We start from the raw sequence: 24,808 nt of genomic DNA on the forward strand, positions 1-24,808 counted from the left end.
ATAGGTACATGGAGTTCCTTTGGTGGACTTCATGTACTTTTTTGTATTGGAGGTGGTTGCATTTGAAGAACCGTTTACTTGGAATTCATATGATTGTGCAAAATGAAGAACATCACCTGCCCCGCTGTCTCGACAGCTTGAAGCATATCAGCATGGAATGTTTTATCACCGATACTGGCTCATCTGACCGTACACCCGAGATCGCTAGATTATACGGAGCAACGGTGTTGCACGCCTGTTGGGAAGATGACTTTGCCCATGCACGAAATATCAGTCTGCCTCTGGCGAGCACGGAATGGGTCCTGTGTTTGGATGCGGATGAGTACGTTACGCAGGGATTGGAAGAACTGCTGAATTATTTACCTAAAGTCCATAAAAGCATTTCAAGATTACGTATTACCATAGAGAATCGATATGGTGAAGGGATAGAAGAGAACGTTATCTCTCAGCCAGTGAGATTATTCCGTGCTCATCAGGGATATCGGTACAAGGGGCGTATTCATGAGCAATTGGTTCGTAGTAGCCCAAGCAGGCTTGGCCAGGATGAGGCTATTGATATGAATAAGAGCGAGACCTATACAGATGAACAAAACCAATTGATCGAGACTGAACCGCTTGCTCCATTATGTCTAATTCATGATGGATATCTGGCTTCAACGATTGCGAAAGAACATAAACCAAGACGTAATTTGAAACTGATTGAGCGTGAGTTACAGGATGAGCCTGCACAGCCTTTTCACCTGTACAATCTGGGAGTAACGTATTGCCAGCTTGGTGAGGTTGAAAAGGCAATTAAAGCGTTCAGTGAATCATTACACCTGACAGAGTTGCTCGCACCATATCGACCTACACTGGTTAGAGATTATGCAAAGACCCTTGTGGGATCGGAACGTTACGACGAGGCGCATGCAATTCTGGCTGTGGAAAGACAGCGTTATCCATCTTATGCTGATCTGCACCTGTTGTATGGGGAGACGTTGGAGCTGCAAGGTTTGGAGGAGCGTGCATATCAATCGTATGCTCGAGCAACGGACTGTCGGGAGGGAATAGACCGTGTTGGACACAGTGATGGCGGTAGCACGTTAGACGCGTCATATGTAACGGAAGCGGGTTCTAACAGTTACAGAGCCTATACTGCGATGGCAAGACTTGCACAGAAACGGGGATTCTATAAAGAGTCTGCACATCTGTACGGGCTGGCTCTGGACAGCATGTTCACATATGCTCCAGCATGGGCGGGGTTGGCAGACGTGCTGCAACAATCCGGTGAAACGGATGAGAACATAGCAGAAACATTACTTACCAGAAGCAGAGGAATCGGAGAGTCAGATCACGGTGATTTGATTCGTGGTGAAATGCCCCATTCATATGCAGTGACAAATGAGGATCATCTGGTGCAAATGATTCATGTTCTAACAGGCTGTGGAGCATATGAACAGGCATTGAAAATGCTGGATGCAGATTCGTGTACTGCTCGTATCCATGTAGCGGATCAAATACATTGGATGTTGTGTGCGAATAGGGTTTCCGAAGCACTGCAACTGGCAGAAGAACACTGGAGCGTGGGGTGTGTGCATGAAGTTAATCTGCTGGCTGAGCACAGAATGGATTGGGCACTGGCTTGTTGGGCCAACGGATTAAGATTATCCGAGGCGTTCCTCGCAACTACGCTTCCACAAGAAAAGAACGTTTGGAAGGTCATGGATCGACTGCTGGATCAGCTATCGAAAGAGCCGCGAAGCATGGAACCTGCGTCACAAGAACAGAAGCTTATTCAATGGGGTCCGCAGGCAGAAATGGTAGCAGAGAAGGTTGTGCAGCAAGCCGTAAAGACAGGACAGCTCACACTTGCTGAGCAACTGCATGAGTTGCGGGCCATGATGATGTGTGATCATTGGGGAACGACTTTAACTCGAAGGCGAAAGTTTGCAAGTCTGCTGTATCGTCACGGGTATACCATGGTAGCCGCGAACATCCTGATTCAGTGCATGACCGAGAGTGAGCTGGATGCCGAAGGGTTATTCTGGCTGGGTGAAACGCTGTATGCAAAAGGCCACAACGATCAAGCGCTGTCTCTGTTCGAGCAGGCTCTGGAGCGGGAGCCTGATATGTGGCAGGCCCGAGTTGGAGCAGCTGTATGTTACATGCGATTGGCAATGGAGGCGATTCGGCAGGAATTGGTTCGATCTCCTTCTTCAGGTGTACTCGTTGCACAACATAATGCACTGGAACAAAGGCTGCGAACGACCGAGGGTATGCCGTGGCGTACGCTTTTCCATGCAAAGGAAAGGAGGAATCAGCTTGCGAGCGGAACGAATTTCCCTATGCATGATCGTGAAGGATGAGGAAGAGTTGCTGCCTCATTGTCTTGCCAGTGTCCAGGGAGCGGTGGACGAAATTATTGTGGTGGACACCGGTTCATCGGACCGAAGCGCAGAGATTGCGCAGCAATATGGCGCGTTGGTTGTGCGAGTTGAGTGGTGCGAAGATTTTGCCGCAGCACGGAATGCTGGCCTGGAGCGCGCTTCCGGCGACTGGATTCTCTTTCTTGATGCGGACGAGGCGCTCGATAGGGCTGCGCGGGAGCAGATCAGGAGCTGGACGTCGGTCAGCGGATGTGACGGATTGTTTTTAAACATTCATAACTATACAGGTACGGGTCAGCAGGGGGTTACCGTGAATCCGGTTTTGCGTCTCTTCCGTAATGCCCCGGAGCATCGGTTCGAAGGTCGGATTCATGAGCAGATTGCCGCGGCGATTTGCCGTAGGAACCCAGAGGCTGCTTTTCATGTGACGGACATGGTCATCCATCATTATGGGTATCAGACGGCGATTGTGGAGCGCAAAGATAAGGTGAACCGCAATGTCCGCCTGCTGCAACAGGCAGTGGAGGAAGAACCGGATCAGCCGTTCCATCACTATAATCTGGGTGTCGAGTATCTGCGTGTGGGGGAAGCGGAGCGGGCGTTGGAGACGTTTGGTGTGGCTCGGATGGGAATTGATCCTGCGGTGACCAGTTACGCGCATTTGCTGTTCAAATATGAAGTTCGTTGTCTCCAGCATCTGAATCGCTGGCAGGAGGCATTAGATCGCATCGATGCTGCGCTTGAACTCTTTCCAGAGTACACGGATCTGATGCACCATCGCGGGGTATGTGCAGACGCATTGGGTGATGCAGATCGGGCAGAATATTCGCTACGTGAAGCTGTCCGTATGGGACCACCTCCACCCATATATCATACGGAAGAAGGCATCGGCACCTATCAGACGCGGTATACGCTAGGGCGATTGCTGGAAGGAAGAGCAGATCTGGAGGGTGCGGTAGATGCTTACGTGGAAGCAGTGCGTGCCAAATCGAGTCTGTTACCGCCGCTCTATCGGATATTCCGAATTATGCGAGTCTCCGGGCAGGAACATAAGATTCCAGAGCTGGTTAGGGAGCGCTTTGCACTAAGTTCGGAAGAGGCTACACACAAAGTATTGGGCATTCTGGAGCAATCTCGTTGTTATGATGCGGCTCTGCAATTGTTATCGGGTATATCCTCACAACCCTCCGCAGAGATGAGGGAGCGTTTATCTGTGGCGGAGGCGATGCTCCAAATCCAACAGGGAAGATGGAACAAGGCGCGTCTGAAACTGGAACCTGTGCAGCGGAAAAAAGGGATGCTCGCGATCTCGTCTGCACGATGGCTCGAACGTTTGGAGTGGATCGAGGGGAAGAAAGCCAACGGAGATGATCCATTGACTTTGTGGTTAAAGCGTAGTTCGCAGGTGGGTGAAGGAACGAATGAGGAATCTGCTGTGCAGACAGGGAGAACGGTTGGTCTGAGAGCGACAAAGAAGAAGGACATGGACTCCAGCATAGACGGAACGGTTGCAGGAACAGAGTATGATGGCTGGCAGGCGCTTGGACTGATGATGGAAGGATGTGTACAGTCAGGGAGATGGAAAGAGCTGCATAGCCTGATTCAGATGTGTCGACAGCAATTGGCTGGAGAAGGGTTATCGGTGGAACAGAGCGTTCGAGTGGGGGAGAAGGAGAAAGAGATGGAAGGGAAAAAGGAAAACGGGAAGGTGAGTGACATTGATTCGTTCCCTGGGGCTTCGGATACCCTGACGGGAACAAGCTGGCTGGTGAAAGGATTGGTCAGTGCTGCGGACCATCATCTGGAGGTGTTCGCTCAGCATGCAGATGGACAGCGGCACCGTTGTTGGCCTGTCGTTCAGCATATTCGGCTGGAGTTGCCGGGAGCGGACGGGTTTGAGAGATGAGAGGGATCAGGCAGCGGGAGTTCAACTTAATTCAGCGGGCTAATTGGTGCAGCTGAACTCCTTTGGTGAGGGGTGGTGATGAATATGGGCATAGGGATTAGCTTGTGTATGATCGTGAAGGATGAAGCGTTGTCACTCCAGCGGTGCTTGAATGCAGTCAAGGATGTTGTGGATGAGATCATCGTTGTGGACACAGGTTCGATAGATGATACAACTGAAATTGCGCGTCTCCATGGTGCCGTTGTAATTCGTACGGAATGGAACGGAGATTTCAGTGAAGCCCGTAATCTGTCACTGGCCGCTGCTACGAAACCGTGGATTCTGGTGCTTGATGCGGATGAGGTATGGGCACAGACCCCTCAGATGAAGACAGAACTCATGCGGTTGTTAGCGGCAAGTAGGGATGACGTGTGGGGATATTGGATACAGGTCACAAGTCTGCTGGGTGTGTCCGGTGAAGAGCATGTGACGGATGCGGTGTGTCGTTTGTTCCGAAATGATCCCCGAATTGCTTTTCAGGGCAGAATTCATGAAGAGATTGCTTCTTCCATCATGGCACTGGCTCCGCAAGGTGTGCTTCATTCTGGACTTGAAGTCATTCATTACGGATATCTGGAGCAGGTGATTACCGACAAAAATAAAGGTGCACGGAATATGGAGTTGATTCGTTTCGCGTTGAATCAGGAGGGCGATCAACCGGAGTTGTTATATGCTCTGGCCGCAGAATGGTTTCAGCAAGCGAAGTATGATGAAGCACTCCGTTTGTTACAGCCATTATTGGCACAGCTTAAGCCGGAGTGTGGATATCACTCGGATCTGGTGCTGAAAACGGCTTACGCCTGGCGAGAGATTGGCAGCCCGGAACGGGCGCTTGCTGTAGTGGAAGCATGGGCGCCCCTGTATGAGGATTTTCCGGATTTGTTGGAGTTTGGTGCTGTACTTGAACTCGATCAAGGGAGAGAGGACGTGGCCTTGAATTGGTTAAAACAAGCTAAATCAGCTGCTTCCACGGCCAGCAGGTATACATCAGTCTCTGGTGCTGGGACCTATCGTAGCCTGACGCTGGAAGGCATGGCATATGAGCGGGCTGGCCGTTGGGCAGAGGCAGAAACCGCGTACACGGCGGCGCTGAGCATGCAACCCGGCAGCATGGCTGCATGGCAGCGGCTGTTGTTGCTGGCCGCAGCGACAGGGCGGCCGCATGCCATCGCCAGCGCAGCCGCTCGGGTAAGCTTGCCGCCTGCGGCATGGCAAGCGTTGATCCCGGCCGCGCTTGCCGCGCATCGGCCGAATTGGCTGTTACGCCATGCGGCGGCGCTTGCTGGCCCGCTGCGGGCACAGCCGCTGGCCGCCGGGCTTGCGCTGGCCCAGCTGGGCGAGAACGCCGCGGCTCGGGCGGCTTTGCAGCCCTGGGCGGCGCATGCGCAGCACGGGCCAGAGGCGACCCTGGCGCTGTGGGCGCTGGGCCACAAGCAGCCCGGCGGGCGCAACGCCCGAGCGGCGGCTCGCCAGCAGGCAGCGCTGCCCGCCGCGGCCCACGCCGCCGAGGCGCTGCTGCAGCGCGGTGCCACGGCCGGCAGCAGCGGCCTGGCGTGCAGCCCGCCCCGCGGCGCAGCGCCAGGCGGCCCGACCGCGCCTGCGCCGGGCTGCGTGCTCGCCGCTGCGCAAGCGCTCGCCGCTGCGCAAGCGCTCGCCAGCGTAGGCGCCTGGGCCGCATGGCTGCGCCTGCTGCAAGCCCTGCCGCCTCGTGGCGCGCTGGCGTTGCTTGCAGCGCTTCCGCCTGCGGCCCGCTGCGGGCTGCTGCGCGCACCCGCGAGCGTCCGCAAAGGGCTGCTTGCACTATGCGGCACGCCTGACGGCGCGCAGCAGCCCCACGCGGACGAAGTGCCCGCCCCGGAGCGTACCGCTTACGCGCTCCTCGCGGGCACGCTCGCGCTGCTCGCCGGGCGGCAGAACCTGGCGCGTGAATGGGCCAAATCGGCCCAACTCACTGCGCGGCAACCTGCCGCCACAGGTCGCCCGGCGACGACAATCCCGCCGGGCCTGCAAACCCTGTTGCGCCTGACAGCACCCGGCGCAGCCTATGCCAAAGAGTACACCAACCAGTGCAACATGTTACTGGTACACCTATAATTTCCTTTAATCTTTAATCTTTAATCTTTAATCTTTAATCTTTAATCTTTAATCTTTAATCTTTAATCTTTAATCTTTAATCTTTAATCACTAATCTCTGGTCTCTAGTCCCCAACCTCAATCCCCACATATTCCCGCAATAGCCCATCCGATTGAAATTGCAAAAGCAACGGAGCTACCGGTAATCGGAGCATTTCCCGAACCGTGTATTGTTCCGTTGCTAATGGGTCGAGCCCGTAAGCCCTCAATCTTCCACTCTGCACTTAACTCAACGTAACCCAATTCGTTTCAACCTTTGCATATCACCGCTCGAAAACAGCGGATCGGCGCGCCGTACATATCAGACCAGATGGCATCGTCTGGCTCTTTCACATTCAGCTTATCTTCAATGGTTAATCCGGTGACAGCCATGATTGTCTCCAGCAGATCAGGCCGCATCTCGGGCACATCGAAGGTAGCGATTAACTGTCCGTTTGGTTTCAGCACCCGAGCGAATTCACGAAACGCCCGCAGCATCGTGCCTGTATCCAGATGCTCCAGTACAGAGATACAGAACACCCGATCAAACTTACCCGACTCGTACGGAAGCTGGGCCAGATTAGCCTGTGCACGGTGCAATCGGACGAGAGTTGATTCCGGCAGATCCTGAGCGGCTTGCTCCCCAAAATCAGAAACAATATCCAGTCTTATCGCCTCTTCAGACAAAATGCGTTCATCCCAGTCACAGGCGTGAACCTCGCGGCAGTGTTCTGCAAGCCAGAATTTGAATGGATGGGAGATGCCGCAGGCTGCATCAAGGACCACATCATCTGGACGTGCAAACCGCCGGGCCCATTCATATTCGTAGGGACGGCTCCACCATGCCGGATGCAGCGGGAAGACCAGTGTGTCCGTTTTAGGGTCACTTTGCCGAATGTATCTTGATTCCATGAATTCCGTTGCCTTGGGCGTATCCATCATCCCCGAATTCCCTCCTTCAATCCTGTCTCTGCCAAAAAAGATTCCAACACCGTGCTCCACCGGCTCCGCCACCTGGCAAGATCATAGGACAGTGCAGTCTCGCGCGCATAGATTCCCAGTCGTTCTCGCTCGGCCCGATCCTGTACAAGGCGTACCAGTGCAGCGGTTAGTTCCTGCTCACCAGGAGGTACCAGCAGTCCATTAAAACCATCCTGAATCAGATCATTCAATCCGCCAACATTGGAGGCAATTACCGGAAGTCCACAGCTCATCGCTTCCAGACAGGCATAGGAGGTGCCTTCCGAGAACACAGTTGGAATCACAGCGATATCTGCCTGATGGTAGGCCTCCCGAATATCCCGGAAATCATACGTGCGCTGGTTAATTCGCTCCGCATGTGGATGAGTACGATGCCAGTAACGAAAGACTCTCCCGACTGTACTGCCTTCAACCAGTTCCCCGGCAAATTCAACCTCCAGATCTGGAAAGGCTCCAAGTAGTTTATCCGCCGCCAACATCATTGGAATAATACCCCGCTCCATGCTGATGCGGCGTGGATAGATAATGCGAATTGGTCGGGGAGAGGTCATACGGGCATCCACAGTTTTCTTTTCAACCTGTCCCTGAATGGGGACATTAACCTGATACTCAGCATCTGCTTCTACTAGAATCTCCGTAGCCCAATCCTTTGAATTCCGGTGATTATGAGCAAACCTATACGTTTCGCCATCTGCCTCGACTTCTTCCCGTTTCGATAACTGCAAATGGAGATCTACCGTTTCTTTCCCCTCTGGTTCTGGATCGCTATCTGTATCCCCACCTCCATCTCCGTTAGCCTTACCACTGTTCGCTCCATCATGACTCATTCCACCCTTGCCTTCTACAGCTTGCACCCCTGATATAACTGCACCAACATTTTCTTCATGACTCGCCAGATCATTCTTCCATGCGACAAGCCATTCGTCTTCCTGTTTCTGCTCGAAGGTTCGTGTTGGTGGGGCTGGTGTGAAATAAGACGTATCCACCGCATTGGGAATCAGGACAACCTGCCTTGGATCGGTATAGGTGCACGCAGCCCGGCAAAAGGTTTGGAAATGAGAATCCACGGATACAATGCGCACGAGTCCATCCAGAGCCAGTTGAATATGTTCCGCGACTTGTTGTTTGGTCTCCAGTGGCAGTCCGGGACGATCCCAGTTAATGCCGTGACAGATGCCAAGACTGCCAGGTTTGTAGGTGATGGGTTGCCACAGACAGCTGGCATAGATCACGGGACCGCGCGCTGCGGCTGCCATCCGGTCAAAGGCTTCCGGTACATTATCCATGTCGTACGAATAACCAAATACGTCAATCTGCTCCGTCCGAGTCTGGAATGCTTCAAAATAGGACAGCTGATGAACTTCGGGAATATGTCCGAGCCCTCGGATGACACTGCACAGATCCAGAATGTAGCGTTCCAGTCCACCACCAAATACCCGGCCGAATTCCCGGTTGTACCCGTCGGTGAAACTATGCGTCAGAATACTCACCACGCCCATCTCACGGTCCCTCCTTCCAGGGAATCAGCCGAGGTTCCGGATCGAGAATAGACTCGTAATGTGCAAGATTGCCCCACTCACCGCTAGGATCAATGCGCTTGTAACGCAAATATTTACGAACCCGGTCCTCGAGACTGCCTGCCCATCCGAGATGCTGAACCTTCAGCTCCGTGCTGACCCCGGGCAATACGGTGCAGGACAAGGGAAGACGGGGAACATGATGATTCTGTTGTGGATAAAAATAGGGATATCCAGGCATATACCGTACAAGTGAAGCCGTATGCCGCTTGTGAAGAGACCAGAGATCATCTTCCCGGTAGTGGGTCCGGCCACCCCACATATCGTAGAATCGAAATGCAAACCAGTCCGCATACTCCTGATTAATCAGAGTGCGTATGGCTTTCTTGGCCTCTGAGCTGTATAGCTCATCCGCATCAACCGAGATCAACCAGTCGGGACATGTTCCCGCAGCCGCTTGCCACAAGGTGTTGCGAAGTCGCCATTCCTCGGCGAACAGTGGTTTCTCCAATACCTCCAGACGGACCACCTTTGAATAGGCTTTGCATATGTCCGGTGTTCCGTCTGTGCTGGCATCGTCCACAATGACGATTTCATCCACGAACTCACTCAGATCATGCAATACTTCTTCAAGGTATCGGCCACGTTCATTGCGAACCTGGAGCATGGCGGTCAGCTTGTTGCCTTTGCTTTTGCGAACCCGACGAATGGAGAAAGGCTCTTTGAATACACTTGTTTCCTCTTGTGTTACAGCAGCATTCTGTTCTGCCTGACCTTGTGAATCATTCCAGTGATGCACTTGGCTTCGGATGTCCTGCGTTGGTTGTGCATGATCCGGGGTGTGATCTCCATTTTCCAATGCGTCTGTATGTGTTCGATCGACTGTTTCGGTTGGCGTGTAAGTGGTTTCGGTTCGGATATCCCTGTGCACCATTGGTCCATTCAACTGTTGTCTACGCTTCTTTGGGTCCAGCATCATGGCACCTCCCCAAGCAATTGCTGTACAGCATGATCCAACAGCTCCAGCTCGACAATCCGGACCAGCGCATCTTCATCCTCCAGTGCTGTCTCAAGGAAATGTCGGACTGCCCCGTGTCGTTCCCCTCGCAGTGCCAGCGCACTGCCGGATAATTGCTGGTAATCCCGGCGACTGGCATCATCCTGAATATCGACTGCATGCACCAGAGCCAGTGCTTCTTCCACACGTCCAGTCTCCTGGTAGATGCGGAATTTCCAATGTCTCGCCGTTTCTCCGCCAAGTTCGTCCAGGATACGCAGGGCGTTTCCGTAATCATCGTTCATACGGAGTAGTTCCGCTCGTACAAGTTGATCTTCTCCTGCCTCAAGCCAGCGACATAACTGTTCATAATGATGCCGTTCTTGTTCATCTGCTGCACTAATTCCATACACCCGCAGGGCGTCCTCCAACTGTCCAGCCCGGGCATGGATGGCAGACAGGAATCGATAATGGGAGACCACACAATCACTGCGACCATTCATGACCGCATGGGTGAAGGCCTCTTGCAACGAATGGACGGCCCGCGGATCTTCAAGCAAGTACTCATAGGCTGCCAGCAAAAAGGATATCGTCTCATGTGCACCTGCTTTGGCACGGAGCTGACGGTAGAAGTCGGCACGTACACTGCATTGAAGCAGGGTGACGCTATCTGGAGTGCCTGACAGGATCTGCCGTAGCGCATGCAAGAAGAGCAGTTCGTAGTCCCGGAGAGGGACTTCGAGATCATCCTTTTGCATCGTACCCGCAGGTGCAGGGTCTTCTCCGCCCAGCCAGATAGCACGTACGCCTTGGAATAACAGCTTCATATAACGTGTTTCGGAGGATGTGCCTACCAGATCGGCGATGCCGACCAGTTTGGAAATACTGCTCTCCCATAGCGGAGATTCTGCTTCGTTTCCAGCAGGCTCAGGGAGCAGGGCAATACATAGCTCAGGCTCCAGCGAAGCCGTAGCTATTAGCCAGTAGGGATGGGCGACCACGGCTACGGTGCGAGGTTCCAGCAATAGCTGCTCAGCCTCAGGGAGGGAGATGGCGGTAATGACCGGAGGTACATCTTCTGTTTGCGTCAGGCTGCTGACATAGTAGACCTCTCCCTCGATCGACAGCAGTGCAGCAATATCGGGATAGGGAAAGGATGACCAGCCTCCTTTGCGAGGGAAGAGAACATACCGGACAGGGGGCTGTGTTGTACTGGCCTTATCCAGGCTGGCTTCGGCGTCTTCACCTGGTAGTGGTGCAGGTTTTTCCATGAATAGTTCACCTCACCTTGACTGTAATATGGAGCGTCTTCACTCTGCATGTGCTTCATGCTTTCACTTCATATGTAAAGCCCTCACGGTACTTCGCATGATATGCCTGAGACTAACATATGGGCATTCCGTCCCAAACATGAGTATCTTCCATGAATAGATGCAGTTGGCATGCTGTGATAATAGGCTGAATTTTATCTTTTGTGTGACCAGGATCACTTTTTTTTGCTCTAGAGACGAAGATTGTGATAATTCTCACATGTATAAAATAGGTAATCTGGCACAATACGTTCATCAACGTATTTGGCGGACAGACAGCGAAGGTGCAGCTTCAATGCCAAATACGCATACTGCGAAGTGAACAGAAAGAAGGGGTAACGGTATGGATCCGATTATGTTATCGCGTATCCAATATGCACTTACAACGATTTTCCATTTCTTTTTTGTCCCGCTATCCATCGGTCTTGTACTGTTGGTTGCAATCATGGAGACGTTGTACGTTGTTAAGGGTAAGGAGATTTACAAAACGATGGCCAAGTTCTGGGGCAAGCTGTTCCTGATTAACTTCGCCGTCGGGGTAGTCACAGGTATTTTGCAAGAGTTCCAGTTTGGTATGAACTGGTCCGAGTACTCCCGATTTGTCGGGGACGTATTCGGTGCGCCACTGGCTATTGAAGCGCTACTGGCGTTTTTTATGGAGTCTACATTTATTGGATTGTGGATATTTGGATGGGATCGTTTGTCCAAAAAAGTGCATCTGGCCTGCATCTGGCTGGTGTTTGTCGGCACATTCCTGTCCGCGCTGTGGATTCTGGCAGCCAATTCATTTATGCAACATCCTGTTGGGTTTGAGATTAACAACGGCCGAGCCGAGATGAATGATTTTTTTGCACTCATCACAAATGGTCAGCTTCTCGTTGAGTTCCCACATACAGTCTTTGGGGCATTGATGACAGGGGCCTTCGTCGTAACCGGGATCAGTGCCTACAAATTGATGAAAAAGCAGGATGTGGAGATCTTCCGCAAATCGTTTAATATTGCGATCATTATCGCTCTTGTTTCTTCATTCGGCGTTGCATTCTCGGGTCACTTCCAGGCGCAATATCTGGTGGAGACACAGCCGATGAAGATGGCAGCAAGTGAGGGCACATGGACAACGACAGAAGATCCGGCGCCATGGACGGTGGTCGCTTTTATTGACCCGGATAAACAGGAGAGTACGGGTGAGATCAAAATCCCTGGATTGCTCAGTTATCTGTCCTACAGCAAGTTCTCCGGTAGTGTCAAAGGTATGAAGGAGCTTCAAGCTGAGTATGAACAGACGTATGGACCGGGGGACTACATCCCGCCGGTACGGACAACATTCTGGAGTTTCCGCATTATGATCGCAGCGGGTGGTTTAATGATTGCATTGGCGCTATACGGTACATTCCTAGCCATGCGTAAGAAGCTAGAGGTCGCTGGAAAGTGGTTTATGCGTCTGATGGTGTTCGCCATCTCCCTGCCGTTTATCGCCAATACGTCAGGTTGGATTATGACCGAGGTTGGAAGACAGCCATGGACAGTATTTGGCTATATGACAACCGAAGCCGGGGTCTCGCCGAACGTATCCGCAGGAATGATCCTGTTCTCGACCATCGCTTTTACCGCTGCGTATACGGTTCTCGGAATCGTGATGGTATACCTGTTCGTACGTGAGATCAAGGCAGGACCGTTTGCGGTCGAGAAGCCAGAAGATCACGATGAATCGGCCGATCCGTTCGGCGTGGATGGAGGTTATTCCGTTGTCACTAAGTGAGTTGTGGTTTTTGCTGATTGCCGTATTGTTTGTTGGTTTCTTCTTTTTGGAAGGTTTTGATTTTGGTGTGGGGATGTCTACAGGCATTATTGCCAAAACAGACCGTGAACGTCGGACTCTGATCAACTCGATCGGTCCGTTCTGGGATGGTAATGAGGTATGGCTGATTACGGCAGGGGGCGCGATGTTTGCTGCCTTCCCGCACTGGTATGCCACGTTGTTCAGTGGTTTTTACCTGCCACTTGTGGTGGTGTTACTCGCCTTGATTGGCCGCGGAGTTGCTTTCGAATTCCGCAGTAAAATGAAACAGCAGCGCTGGCGCAAAACATGGGACATCATCATTGTGGTCTCCAGCGCGCTCTTGCCTTTCCTGTTCGGCGTGGTCTTTGCCACATTGATGAAAGGTCTGCCCATTGATGGGGAGATGCAGTTGCGTGCAGGATTCCTCGATATTGTTAATCCGTACACCGTGATTGGTGGCTTGAGTGTAACGCTGCTGTGTCTGGTTCATGGATTGCTGTTTGCATCACTACGAACAGTAGGTGATCTCAGAGAGCGTGCCTTGAAGACAGCGCAAAAATTGATGTTGCCGCTGGCTGCACTGCTCGCCGTTTACGCGTTAATGACGTATTTCATGACGGATGTGTTCGCCGTACGTGGCTGGGCTCTTTGGATCATGGTTGTACTTGGCGCAGTTTCGCTTGCACTTGCGGCATACTTTGTTCGTCAGAAGCGTGAAGGCTGGGCTTTTGGTATGACTGGAGCAGTTATTGCAATTGCCTTTGCCTCGGTATTTATCGGACTTTTCCCAAGAGTGATGGTGAGTTCCTTTGGGGCGGCGTATGACCTGACTGTATACAATGCCGCATCGGGTGCTTATTCATTGAAAGTAATGACCATAGTAGCTTGCACACTGCTGCCGTTTGTTCTTGGCTATCAGATCTGGAGTTATTATATCTTCCGCAAACGTCTGAACGAGCAGCACCACCTGGAGTACTGATATGGGACGGGGGCTGATGAAGCTGCCGGGCATCCGGCCGGTACTTGCGCTGGCATCAGCGCTGGTACTGTTGCAGGCGATGACGATCATTATGCAAGCCAAATGGCTGGCACAGGCCATCACGGCATTGTTTGAAGGTTCATCCGTAACGGAGCAGTACCCGATACTGCTGCTGTTCCTGGCTGCTTTTGCCGCCCGCTACGCCCTATCCTTCTGGTTACAACTCGTGACTTCACGATATGCGGAGAAGACAGGGACTGATCTGCGTAGACAGATGGTGGAGCAGTGGTTCAGACTTGGGCCGCGTTATGCCAAGACGGAGGGCACAGGACATCTGGTTACACTGGCACGTGAGGGAACAGCTCAATACAAGACGTATCTTGAACTATTCATTCCTCGCATGCTAGGCATAGGATTCACACCTATCGTCATTCTGCTGTATGTGTTCAAGCTGGATCTGATGTCCGGGGTTATTCTGATGCTGACACTCCCAATCCTGATCGTATTCATGATTCTGATTGGCCTCGCAGCTCAGCGTAAGATAGACGGACAATTCAGATCTTACAAAGCACTCGCTAACCATTTTGTTGATACCTTGCGTGGACTAGAAACGCTAAAAACATTGGGACAGAGCAAAACACATGAAGGGTCCATTTTGCGGGTCAGTCAGCGGTATCGGAAAGCAACGATGTCTACTCTGCGCATGGCTTTTCTTTCTTCGTTTGCACTCGATTTCTTTACGATGTTGTCCGTTGCTTCCGTAGCAGTTGGTCTGGGATTACGTCTGACGGAAGGACATATGCTACTTGGCCCTGCGTTGACGGTACTGATTCTAGCACCCGAATATTTCCTGCCTGTACGTATGCTAGGCGCTGATTATCATGCCACATTGGACGGTAAGGAAGCCGGAGCGGCCATTAATCAGGTGATTGAACGGGGGAAAGCTGCTGAACGGAAACAGAAAGAAGCTTATGCAAACGTTGTTGCGCATGCGGACATGGCAGAGGATGGGACGGGATCTGCATCATCGTTATCTTCGGGTAAAAGGAAAGCAGGCACTTCGACCATACGTGTCGTGTTGAACGATAAAACGGCTGCGGGGCATTTTGCTCCTGCTTCTGCTTCTGTTTCTACTACTCCTGAGCTTGTTTCTTCCTCTTCCTCAGTGTTCTCTTGGAATGAGAATAGCAGATTGGCACTAACAGATGTACAGGTACGGCATGATGATGAAGGTCCTTATTCGCTAAAGGATGTCACATTTCAGATCACGGGTCTTGGCAAAATCGGTATTATTGGTGCCAGCGGAGCAGGAAAGTCCACGTTGATTGACGTATTGGCTGGATTTCAGATTCCTACTTCAGGCCAAGTATTAGCCAACGGACAGCCTGTGACACAGGATATGCTTGAATCCTGGCGAAGACAGACAGCAGCTATCCCGCAGCATCCGTATATTTTCAGTGGAAGCCTGGCCGATAACGTTCGTTTCTACATGCCGGAGGCATCGGATGCGGAAGTGGCGAAGGCCATTAGCGCAGCTGGATTAACCAAGCTACTGTCTTCATTATCCGGTGGGCTGCATGAGCCTATTGGGGCTGGTGGCAGACAGCTCAGTGGTGGGCAGGAGCAACGGGTGGCGCTGGCAAGAGCCCTGCTTAGTAAACGGAACATCCTGCTGCTTGATGAACCGACAGCTCATCTGGATGTGGAAACAGAGTATGAACTGAAACAGACGATGCTGCCGCTGTTTGAAGGCAAACTTGTATTTTTGGCTACCCATCGCCTGCACTGGATGCCGCATATGGATCGAATTATTGTTATGGATGGCGGCACAGTGGCAGAGACGGGAACACATCAGGAATTACTGGCACGACAAGGTGTATATTATCAGATGATTCAGGCCCAGATGGAGGCGATATAAAATGAAGTCCGGATATGAACATATGGAGACCGTCCGTAACGGAAAAGAAAAAAATAGCTGGATTGCTCCGTATGTGGCACAGTACCAGTGGAGATTCATCGCAGTCATTGCGCTAGGCACTTGTGCTGCACTGTGTGCGGTACTGCTGCTGTTCACCTCCGGATTTCTGATCTCCAAGTCTGCGCTGCGTCCTGAAAATATTTTGATGGTGTATGTACCTATTGTTGGTGTACGTGCATTTGGGATATTCCGCGCCGTGTTTCGATATATCGAGCGATTGGCAGGACATGATGCCGTACTGCGGGCGTTGGCCGATCAGCGGGTGAAGCTATATCGCATTCTGGAGCCACAGGCCCTGTTCCTGCGTTCTCGTATGCAGACCGGGGATGTACTTGGAGCACTCGCCGATGATGTGGAGCGGCTGCAGGATATTTATCTGCGCACCGTTTTTCCCGCCGTTACCGCACTTGTGATGTACGGTGGGGCTGTGATTGCCTTTGGCAGTGTTGATCTGGGATTTGCAGTGTGGATGGGCTTGTATATGTTATTTCTCGTTGCCGTGTTACCTGCGATCTCCCTGAAAGTGACGTGGAAATGGCGTGTACGGCTGAAAAAGGAAAACAGCAGGTTGTATACCCGTCTGACCGACGGTGTACTTGGACTGGGAGATTGGCTTGCAAGTGGACGAGCGGCCGAATTTGTTCAGCAGCAGGAAGAAGCGGAGGAACAGGTCGACGCGATTCGTCGCAAGTTGCGGCGCTGGACACGCTGGCGTGATCTGATGGCTCAGTCTGTCATTGGCCTGCTGGTGGTATCGGTTACGTTATGGGCCGGAAATGCCGCTTCTATCGGGCAATTGCCTGCCGTGATGATTGCTGCTTTTGTATTGGTATTATTTCCGCTCACGGAATCAATTCTGCCTGTAGGGGATGCGGTGGAGCATCTTCCCCAGTACCGGGAATCACTGGATCGCTTGAAACAGCTCGAAGGGAAAGGGTATCTTCCGTTGCAGAATGGAGTTGGTGATGCGGATGGAACGGGCGAATCGATCTCTGTAGTAAAAAAAGGCAACGTGATGGCTGGACAGACATCGGAGTCCTTGCCAGCTGCGAATGTTATCCCAGACAGACGAATTCGTCTTCGCATTCCACCCAAACTCAGAGCAGACATCGAGATTAATCGCGTAAGTTATCGTTATGCAGCGGATGATTCCTACGCCGTACAGGACGTATCCCTTCATCTGCCACAAGGCAAACGATTAGCTATTCTTGGACGAAGCGGCGGCGGCAAATCAACCTTGTTGAAGCTGATTCAGGGGGCATTACTTCCGTCTGCGGGGAAAGTTCTGATCAATAATATGCCTGTGCAGACCTTGGGTGAGAGTGTCACTGATGTCATCGCAGTGCTGAATCAGAGTCCTCACCTGTTCGACACCACGGTAGCCAATAATTTGCGGATTGGTCGTCCGCATGCATCGGATGAGGAGATTCGTCAGGTGGCCGCCCAAGTAGGGTTATCCGGTCTAATCGAATCTTTGCCGCAGGGATATGATACGCCAATGCTGGAGACGGGCCTGCGTTTCTCCGGTGGGGAAAGGCAACGGATCGCTCTGGCCCGGGTACTGCTTCGGGAGACACCTGTTATTATATTGGATGAACCAACCGTAGGGCTTGATCCGGTGACGGAACGAGAGTTGATGCGCACCATCCTGGACAACTTGCAAGGCAAAACGATGATCTGGGTCACCCATCACCTGATTGGTGCGGAACAGATGGACGAACTTATTTTTATGGAAAATGGAAAGATTGCCATGCAAGGTTCTCACGAACAATTGCTGGCTGGGGAAGAGCGATACCGCCGTCTAATCGAACTTGATCGGCCGGGGTGGTCTGACTTGCAGACAGTAGAGGGCAAGCTGCCTACTGCCGCTTCCAGATAGCAGGAACTTTCTCGGCAAATGGAAGCGAATAGCGTGTCTCAGGTTCATTAAAACAAAATAACACAAACAAGGGATGTCCCCTGTCATATTCATGACTTATGGGATATCCCCTTTTTGCTTCTTGGTGTGGAGTTTTATGAAAAATCGCTATGTCTATGATGTGAATTGATCTGCAGTAGCCAGTCCCAAAGACTTAACGCTTAGATTTCCTGTGCCAGCAGCATGGCTGTGCCACAGGATTGACGTACAACCAGTTCCGGCTCTACTTTAATGCAACGATTATCCATTTGTTTGTTCATCAGATCAAACAGAATCATGGCAGCAAGGCGTCCAATTTTGTCCGTATCCTGCTTGACGGTTGTTAGCGGTGGATCGGTATAACGGCAGGCTTCGATGTCGTCACAACCTGCCACAGCTATATCTTCTGGAATGCGTAACCCCACTTCCTTAAAGGCGCGAATAGCTCCAAAGGCAAGTAGATCTGTGGCTGCAAACACGGCACGTGGCAGAGTCTTGCAGGCGAGCATTTTCTTGGCCGCTTCGTATCCATCCGCTGCAGCATAATCTTTGCTGTATACAACCCACTCGGGCTTTTCATCAAGACTAAACTGATTTAGTGAACGTTTGAAAGCCATCTCTCTCTGTTGCATCACAAGAGAGGCGCGCTCCAGCCCGATAAAACCAACATCTCGATAACCGTTCATATAAAATTGTTCTACAACTTTGGTTGAGATCTTATCGTTATCGGACATGATGTAACAGGAGCTTTGTCCTGTTAGCTCGATATCTATTCCGATACAAGGAATCGGGCTGGCATCCAGGTCGAATATGCTGCTCTCGACCTCATCCCCCGCAATAATAATACAGCCATCCACTTGAAAATACTTGGATCTCGCCAAGTAGTCCTCACCCTGATCCAGAAACTTCTCATTCGAGAAGAAGAGTAGATCGTATCCAAGCAAGCCAATTTGTTTCTTAAACGCATTGATAACCTGTACGAAGAAAGGGTGGCTGAAATCCACGTTCAGCTTCCCTGCAAACACAACGCCAACGAGGCTGGATTTTTTGGTTGCCAATGTTTTGGCTGAAGAAGATGGACGATAGCCTGTCTCTTCCATAATTTTAAGCACACGCTGGCGCGTTTCCTCGCTAATATCTGGATAGTTATTGATAATCTTGGACACCGTGGCTACAGACACGCCGGCTAAACTCGCTATCGTTTTGATATTCATAAACATCCCTCGGATTCCTAAACTGGTTTCGTAAACTGGGGCTGTATCGGTTTTTACGCTTTCTTGCAAGTATTCTATGCTACATAGACCGGAGAGTCAACAGCAGAGAGAGGGTTTCACACTTGAAATGATATGCATCCATAGATTTGAAGTGATCAAGGAGGTTTGTCGCGAAAATAAGGACGAATTTTAGCTCGTAATCTTAATTATTTTACAGATTTTGAGTCCATTTAAAGGAATGCCGGGTTGTCTGGGGCTTAAATGAAATTATGTCATGTGCTGTGTTTCGTAACTTTCGTGACTATCGTAAAGGGTACCTTGATTTCAACGTATACAGCAATAAATAAAGCTTTTATCAAGCGTGTTAAAGCATGGAAATCAAAAAAACAAAGTGACTATTTACAAAATAAAGATCTGAAGTCATAATAAGGGTGGGATTAACGAAACTGATTTCGTAGATTTAATTCAAAAATTTGGGGGACAACGAAAATGAAGAAAATGACTTTAACCATTGTACTTGTAACCGCTTTATTATGTGTGCTCGCCGCTTGTAGTAACAGCTCTTCGGAATCAGAAGGAACTCAGGCTACAGACAGCAGCAAAAAAGTTACCTTGAAGATCATTCACTGGCAGCAAGAGAATATTAACAACTACATCAAAGAGTTTAATACGAAATTTGAAGCGAAATATCCGGACGTAAAGGTGGAGTATACTACCGTTCCGGCAGACGCGACTTACGATCAGTTGATGCAAACACGGATGAACGCCGGAAGTAATGGGGATGTAGATATCATTCCACTCAAATCAAGCTTTGTAGGCGCTCCGCAGGAATGGTCCAGTGGTGCTGCTGATCCGATGTGGAAGCAATGGATCGATGCCGGGTTAATCAGTGATCTGTCTGATCAATCTTTTATCAAAAACTACAATGAATCGGATGTACAGAACGCAATGACATATAACGATAAGGTGTACGGTGTAAACATGGGCAAGGTGGCATTCACAGGACTGTTCTACAATAAGGAACTCTTCGCAAAATATAATCTGGAGATCCCTACAACCTGGGATGAATTGCAACATGTTATCAAAGTGTTCAAAGACAATGGTGTCGAAGCGCTGGGCCTGGCGGGTAAAGATGTATGGCCAATAGGTCTTGCGGTGCAAGGGCTTCAGGCCTCTATTCATGATGATCAGCTTGCTTATATCAAAGGTCTATGGACTGGTGAAACCAAGCTGACTGATCCGGTTCAACTTGAAGTCTTGCAGAAATCTCAGGATCTGATGAACAATGCAATGCCTGGTTTCATGGGTATTGACTACGGAACATTGCCCAGTTTGTTCGCTACAGGCAAGGTGGCTATGATTGCTGACGGTACTTGGGATGCAACAACAATTCAAACGGCCAACCCTGATCTGAAGTTTGGATATTTCCCAATTCCAGGTAGCAATGATGCAGCCAAGAACAAAAATCTGGCGGGTAAATACGATATGACCTGGATGGTGGTGGATAACTCACCGAACAAGGATTACGCAATGAAATGGCTTGATATGTTATCGGAGAAAGAGAACTACACGGAATTTGTGAATGCAGCCGGCTTCCTGCCCACACAGCCTGATGTGGAGATGACAAGTGAGTTTATCCAAGGCATTCAGCCTTACCTGGAGGACTTTAAACTATCTTGGGATCAGTTGTTCATTAACCGTCAGAATGTAGGACAGTACATTTCGGAGGCCAGCGTTCACGCAGAGATGCTCAAGCCAGCCGGACCGATTGCAACACCGGAAGAGCTTGCAGGTAAATCCCAAGCGGATTGGGATGCTGCTGCTCCAAAGTAATTCATAATCATTCATATTCATGGCACAAGTTGGCCGCATGCGCCGGAATAGCGCTCGGGTCTGAGCCTTCAGGCCAGACAAGGCTGTTATTCCGGTTTTCTTATGTCTTAGTTTTACCCCATGAAAGGTGTGAGGACGATGTATCCGTTTGGGAAAGGTAAGGCAAAACTTATTCCTTATCTGTATTTGAGCATTCCGTTGTTACTTTATGTCGTGTTTGGCTTCGGTCCATCACTTGTGACGATACTGTTTTCGTTTACAGATGCTACTGGTGTTCGGGGCCAGGAATGGAGCTTTATCGGCTTTGAAAACTATAAAACATTTTTTGGTGCATCCAATGCTGGAGACCGAATGGATGCTATTGGGCGATCCTTATACTTTGCGTTTGCTGTTGTGATCATACAAAATGCAGTGGGTTTGTTTATAGCGATTTTGATCAATAAAAAGCTTAGAGGCGATAAATTATATCGCGCGGTATTCTTTTTGCCAGTGGTGCTGGGGGTTACTGTGTCTGGACTCATTTGGCAACTCGTTGCAAATCCGCTGGGCGGACCAGCCCAGTCCTTTCTGAATTTCTTGGGTACCAGTTCCAACTTTTTTGGAGATTATAATATCGCCTTCGAACTGATTATTTTTGTTCAGATCTGGATGTACATGGGTTACTCCATGACGATTTTTCTTGCAGGTCTGCAGTCCATTCCTAGCGATCTGTATGAGGCGGGTTACATGGATGGTGCTTCGGGGTGGAAAGCATTTACGAACATTACATTCCCCATGATTGCTCCTGCATTCACCGTTAACATGCTCTTGTCTATCATAGGGGCATTGCAAACCTTTGATATTATCTATGTACTTACAGGCGGCAAGTTCAATACAACGACGCTTGCATTTGATGTTTATGCTACGGCATTTGGCACAGGAACGGCTGATTACGGTTTGGCTTCTGCTGTCGCGATGATTCAGTTCCTCTTTGTATTTACCATATCGATGGTCGCCTTATTTTACCTTCGCAGAAGAGAGGTGGAAGCGTAATGAAACAGAGCCAAACGTCCAGAATGGTCAGCTACATTATCGTTCTGCTCATGCTTGCGTTGTACGTTTTCCCTCTATTCTATCTGTTCAATGTATCCATGAAGACACAGACAGAGTATCTGCTCGATCCTGTAGCTCTTACTGAAGGGATCCGGCTTGAGAACTTTTCCGAAGCATGGAACAAAGGGAACTTCTCTCAGTATATGTGGAACAGTGTGCTCTATACAGGGATGTCCACCCTGCTGACGTTGATTTTATCTATATTTGCTGCATTCCCGCTCGCACGCAGATATGTTAAATTCAGCACACTCATTTATATTTTCTTTCTGATTTCCATGTACCTTCCCAACCCGCTCATTCCGCAGTTTTCCCTGATCAATAATCTGGGTCTTTACAACACCCAAATCGGGTACATCTTATTGAAGACGACAGGTACGGGCATTGCCTTTCTCATGTTTGTGGGTTATATCAAATCAATATCGCGTGAACTGGATGAGGCCTCTGCCATGGACGGGTGCGGGTATACAAGGTATCTGTTCACCATCCTTGTTCCGTTAATGAAACCAATCCTGGCAACAGGTATTATTCTTACCGCGATTGGTGTATGGAACGATATTATCGGGCCGACCATTTATTTATCTGATCCGAATTATCAGCCGGTAACCAAAGGACTCTTTACATTTTATGGACAGTACATGAACAACTGGCCGCTGCTCGCGTGTGGCATTCTGATTGTTACCTTGCCACTGGTTGTTCTGTACGTTGCTTTGCAACGTTTCATTGTTGGAGGTGCTATGGCAGGGGCTGTTAAATCGTAAGTTAGAATCACTCCGCTTTAACTGAAAAGAAAAAAAGGCAAGCGATCCAAAAAAACATCATAAGAAAGCCACCCTCAACGCAATGAAGGTGGCTTCTATTATTTTCATCGTTATTTTGGTTTTATAACTCCACTAACATCAGAATAATGGAGGATAGACACAGACATGTGCTGACTAGATACAGTACACCCACCACCTGATTTTGATTCAATCCGGCACGCAGCAACCGATAATGGGCTTGACTTGCATCGGCCTGATAGATCGCTCTACCTTGAATGAAACGTTTGATAACGACAAAGATGTTGTCGAAGATCGGTACACCCAGCGCCAGAATCGGAATGAAGATGGACAACATGGTTGCTTGTTTGAATGCACCATCCAGAGCGATAACCGCCAGAATGAAGCCAAGGAACGTAGCGCCTGCATCACCCATGAACACTTTGGCAGGAGCTTTGTTGTACTTCAGATAACCAATCGTTACACCGACCAGAATGATCGACATGAGTGCGGAATCACTTTGACCTTTGGCAAGCGCCACGATGAACAGGGTAATTGCCGAGATGGCCGATAATCCGCCAGCCAGTCCGTCCATGCCGTCCGAGAAGTTGATGACTGTTGTCACCCCGAAGATCCACAGGATCGTGAGAATGAATTGCAGCCAGATCGGAAGCATGACATATTCCGCGTTGAAGGGATTCACAAATCCGGTGAACGCAATGCCAGAAGCAAATACGAGTACTGCCGCAGAGACTTGTACGAGCATTTTGGGCAGGGCAGGAAAATCTTTGCCTTTTGTTTTGTACCAGTCGTCGACGGTACCAATCGTTAGCAGAAGCATACCACCAGCGACCAGAGCCGCTGTTTCCCATGTGATTTCTTTCGTCAGAGCAATGTATGTCAGGAAAAATCCAGTAAATATCGCGTAACTCGCCGTAAGCGGGATAGGTTGCCTGTGTAGCTTACGCTCCACATCTTCCCGAGGCTTGTCCACAAAATCGAGCCGGTGAGCCAATCGACCAAGCGGTGGAATAAGCAGAACCACGACAGCAAAAGACACTATAAAAGCCAGTATGTATACCATAAACTCGCTTGTTTCACTCCCATCTACCAATTTCCCCTTATTATACGAGTTAAACAGGAAATCTGTCGATGTCATTATTGTAACCAGACGTACGCAAAGGTGAGCAAAAGTTCAGGTTTTATTGTATTTGAGGAAGATAGGAGCCGAAATAATGTTTTACGGCTTCTGTATGATATCCATCATCACCTTGCCAGGTTGCTGCAAAGACAAAATCACTGGAACCACCTTTGCGTTTTCTCGGTTTATCTCCAGGAACCAGTATGCCTGCTGCAGCCCAGATTTCCAGCAGGGCATCCCGCTCCTGTTTGCTGGAAGGGAAGAGATCCTTCCACTTTTTCTCAAGTGAGCGAGCACTGTCCTTGGGGTCTTCCGTCTGAGCTGCTTCAAGCAGGTTGACCAGGATGGCTTGGTCTTCAGGGGTTACTTCATAGTTTGTATCGTTGTCCTGAAGCAGTAATTCCAAATCCATTAGGCAATAGATAAGCCAGCCATGACGAACGCCGCCCCACTTAATCCGTTCAAAATTAAGGACGTTTAAGTCGACGTTAGAATATTCCTTGTCTGACTGCAAACGCAGGAAGTTACAATCTCCACAGGCACTGGTGTTAGGGTGAAGGGCAGGGCGCTCTGCATAGGTGTGTAAAGGCATGTTCGATGTTAAAGCCCAGCTGGATAATGCGCTGCGTAGATAGACTTTTTTGGTGGACAGACTATGTAGAAATGCCGAAATCACCCGTTCCTTAAACGAGTCCTCCTGATGCATGTCGTACAGACGCTGGACAATCTCGTCATGCGTGATCGTGAGTGGATCGAACATGACACCTTTGCTTTTGGCATATTCAAATTCCTCCCCGGAGAAGGGTAGAGAGGTTGTTTTCCAGCCGCCACCACCCCAGAAGGTGCTCAGCAGTATCTTTGCCGCCTTTTTGTCCATGTGGTTAGCCTCCCTTATGGTAATTGCGATTATG

The 24,808-nt window shown here is 50.1% G+C and carries 17 protein-coding genes; 10 read left to right on the forward strand and 7 right to left on the reverse strand.

The window, feature by feature from the left end; all coding sequences use genetic code 11:
* The first annotated feature begins 62 nt into the window (after nt 1-62).
* The 3 genes from MHI01_RS20475 to MHI01_RS20485 all read left to right on the forward strand — a co-directional run bounded on the left by MHI01_RS20475 (nt 63) and on the right by MHI01_RS20485 (nt 6,405).
* Nucleotides 63-2,345, forward strand: coding sequence for a glycosyltransferase (locus tag MHI01_RS20475; RefSeq protein WP_340983994.1), 2,283 nt, complete (start codon nt 63-65; stop codon nt 2,343-2,345).
* A complete protein-coding gene (locus MHI01_RS20480; protein ID WP_340983995.1) occupies nt 2,329-4,272 on the forward strand; it encodes a tetratricopeptide repeat-containing glycosyltransferase family 2 protein in 1,944 nt (647 codons plus the stop codon). The genes MHI01_RS20475 and MHI01_RS20480 overlap by 17 nt, the downstream gene beginning before the upstream one ends.
* A 78-nt stretch (nt 4,273-4,350) precedes the next feature.
* On the forward strand, nt 4,351-6,405 hold the full coding sequence (locus MHI01_RS20485; protein ID WP_340983996.1) for a glycosyltransferase: 2,055 nt from the start codon (nt 4,351-4,353) through the stop codon (nt 6,403-6,405).
* A gap of 288 nt (nt 6,406-6,693) precedes the next feature.
* Here the strand turns inward: MHI01_RS20485 and MHI01_RS20490 are convergent, their stop codons facing one another.
* Genes MHI01_RS20490 through MHI01_RS20505 form a run of 4 tightly spaced genes read right to left on the reverse strand, consistent with a single transcriptional unit; the run spans nt 6,694 to nt 11,189 of the window.
* Nucleotides 6,694-7,365, reverse strand: a complete 672-nt coding sequence (locus MHI01_RS20490; RefSeq protein ID WP_338707270.1) for a class I SAM-dependent methyltransferase — start codon at nt 7,363-7,365, stop codon at nt 6,694-6,696.
* On the reverse strand, nt 7,362-8,903 hold the full coding sequence (locus MHI01_RS20495; RefSeq protein ID WP_339190776.1) for a glycosyltransferase family 4 protein: 1,542 nt from the start codon (nt 8,901-8,903) through the stop codon (nt 7,362-7,364). Before MHI01_RS20495 ends, MHI01_RS20490 begins: the two co-directional genes overlap by 4 nt.
* A 1-nt stretch (nt 8,904) precedes the next feature.
* Nucleotides 8,905-9,897: a glycosyltransferase gene (locus MHI01_RS20500; protein WP_340983997.1), complete on the reverse strand. Its 993-nt coding sequence runs from the start codon at nt 9,895-9,897 to the stop codon at nt 8,905-8,907.
* Nucleotides 9,897-11,189, reverse strand: a complete 1,293-nt coding sequence (locus MHI01_RS20505; RefSeq protein ID WP_339190781.1) for a tetratricopeptide repeat protein — start codon at nt 11,187-11,189, stop codon at nt 9,897-9,899. Before MHI01_RS20505 ends, MHI01_RS20500 begins: the two co-directional genes overlap by 1 nt.
* A gap of 382 nt (nt 11,190-11,571) precedes the next feature.
* Here MHI01_RS20505 and MHI01_RS20510 point away from each other — a divergent pair, with 382 nt between their 5' ends.
* Genes MHI01_RS20510 through cydC form a run of 4 tightly spaced genes read left to right on the forward strand, consistent with a single transcriptional unit; the run spans nt 11,572 to nt 17,844 of the window.
* The gene (locus MHI01_RS20510; protein WP_253503991.1) at nt 11,572-12,987 is read left to right on the forward strand and encodes a cytochrome ubiquinol oxidase subunit I; all 1,416 of its coding nucleotides are present in this window, start codon (nt 11,572-11,574) and stop codon (nt 12,985-12,987) included.
* A complete protein-coding gene (gene cydB / locus MHI01_RS20515; protein WP_244898245.1) occupies nt 12,932-13,987 on the forward strand; it encodes a cytochrome d ubiquinol oxidase subunit II in 1,056 nt (351 codons plus the stop codon). The genes MHI01_RS20510 and cydB overlap by 56 nt, the downstream gene beginning before the upstream one ends.
* A 1-nt stretch (nt 13,988) precedes the next feature.
* Nucleotides 13,989-15,905 carry an ABC transporter ATP-binding protein/permease gene (locus MHI01_RS20520; protein WP_339190786.1) on the forward strand — a complete coding sequence of 639 codons (1,917 nt, stop codon included), beginning with the start codon at nt 13,989-13,991 and terminating at the stop codon, nt 15,903-15,905.
* A gap of 1 nt (nt 15,906) precedes the next feature.
* The gene (gene cydC / locus MHI01_RS20525) at nt 15,907-17,844 is read left to right on the forward strand and encodes a thiol reductant ABC exporter subunit CydC (RefSeq protein WP_340983998.1); all 1,938 of its coding nucleotides are present in this window, start codon (nt 15,907-15,909) and stop codon (nt 17,842-17,844) included.
* 200 nt (nt 17,845-18,044) lie between these two features.
* Here the strand turns inward: cydC and MHI01_RS20530 are convergent, their stop codons facing one another.
* Nucleotides 18,045-19,076 carry a LacI family DNA-binding transcriptional regulator gene (locus tag MHI01_RS20530; protein ID WP_036667984.1) on the reverse strand — a complete coding sequence of 344 codons (1,032 nt, stop codon included), beginning with the start codon at nt 19,074-19,076 and terminating at the stop codon, nt 18,045-18,047.
* A 489-nt stretch (nt 19,077-19,565) separates the two neighbouring features.
* Between MHI01_RS20530 and MHI01_RS20535 the strand changes: the two genes are divergently transcribed.
* The 3 genes from MHI01_RS20535 (at nt 19,566) to MHI01_RS20545 (ending at nt 22,759) form a co-directional block, all read left to right on the forward strand.
* The gene (locus MHI01_RS20535; RefSeq protein WP_339190791.1) at nt 19,566-20,909 is read left to right on the forward strand and encodes an ABC transporter substrate-binding protein; all 1,344 of its coding nucleotides are present in this window, start codon (nt 19,566-19,568) and stop codon (nt 20,907-20,909) included.
* Between the two features lie 138 nt (nt 20,910-21,047).
* Nucleotides 21,048-21,941, forward strand: coding sequence for a carbohydrate ABC transporter permease (locus MHI01_RS20540; RefSeq protein WP_339191448.1), 894 nt, complete (start codon nt 21,048-21,050; stop codon nt 21,939-21,941).
* The gene (locus MHI01_RS20545) at nt 21,941-22,759 is read left to right on the forward strand and encodes a carbohydrate ABC transporter permease (protein ID WP_127551447.1); all 819 of its coding nucleotides are present in this window, start codon (nt 21,941-21,943) and stop codon (nt 22,757-22,759) included. The genes MHI01_RS20540 and MHI01_RS20545 overlap by 1 nt, the downstream gene beginning before the upstream one ends.
* Before the next feature lie 121 nt (nt 22,760-22,880).
* Here the strand turns inward: MHI01_RS20545 and MHI01_RS20550 are convergent, their stop codons facing one another.
* Together MHI01_RS20550 and MHI01_RS20555 are read right to left on the reverse strand one after the other, a co-directional pair.
* Nucleotides 22,881-23,840 (reverse strand): MraY family glycosyltransferase, encoded by a 960-nt coding sequence (locus MHI01_RS20550; protein ID WP_339191449.1) that lies wholly within the window; start codon nt 23,838-23,840, stop codon nt 22,881-22,883.
* Nucleotides 23,841-23,958: 118 nt separating this feature from the next.
* Nucleotides 23,959-24,774, reverse strand: a complete 816-nt coding sequence (locus MHI01_RS20555; protein ID WP_340983999.1) for a hypothetical protein — start codon at nt 24,772-24,774, stop codon at nt 23,959-23,961.
* Nucleotides 24,775-24,808 lie beyond the last annotated feature (34 nt).

The organism is Paenibacillus sp. FSL M7-0656 (assembly GCF_038003225.1).
Classification (GTDB): Bacteria; Bacillota; Bacilli; order Paenibacillales; family Paenibacillaceae; genus Paenibacillus; species Paenibacillus amylolyticus.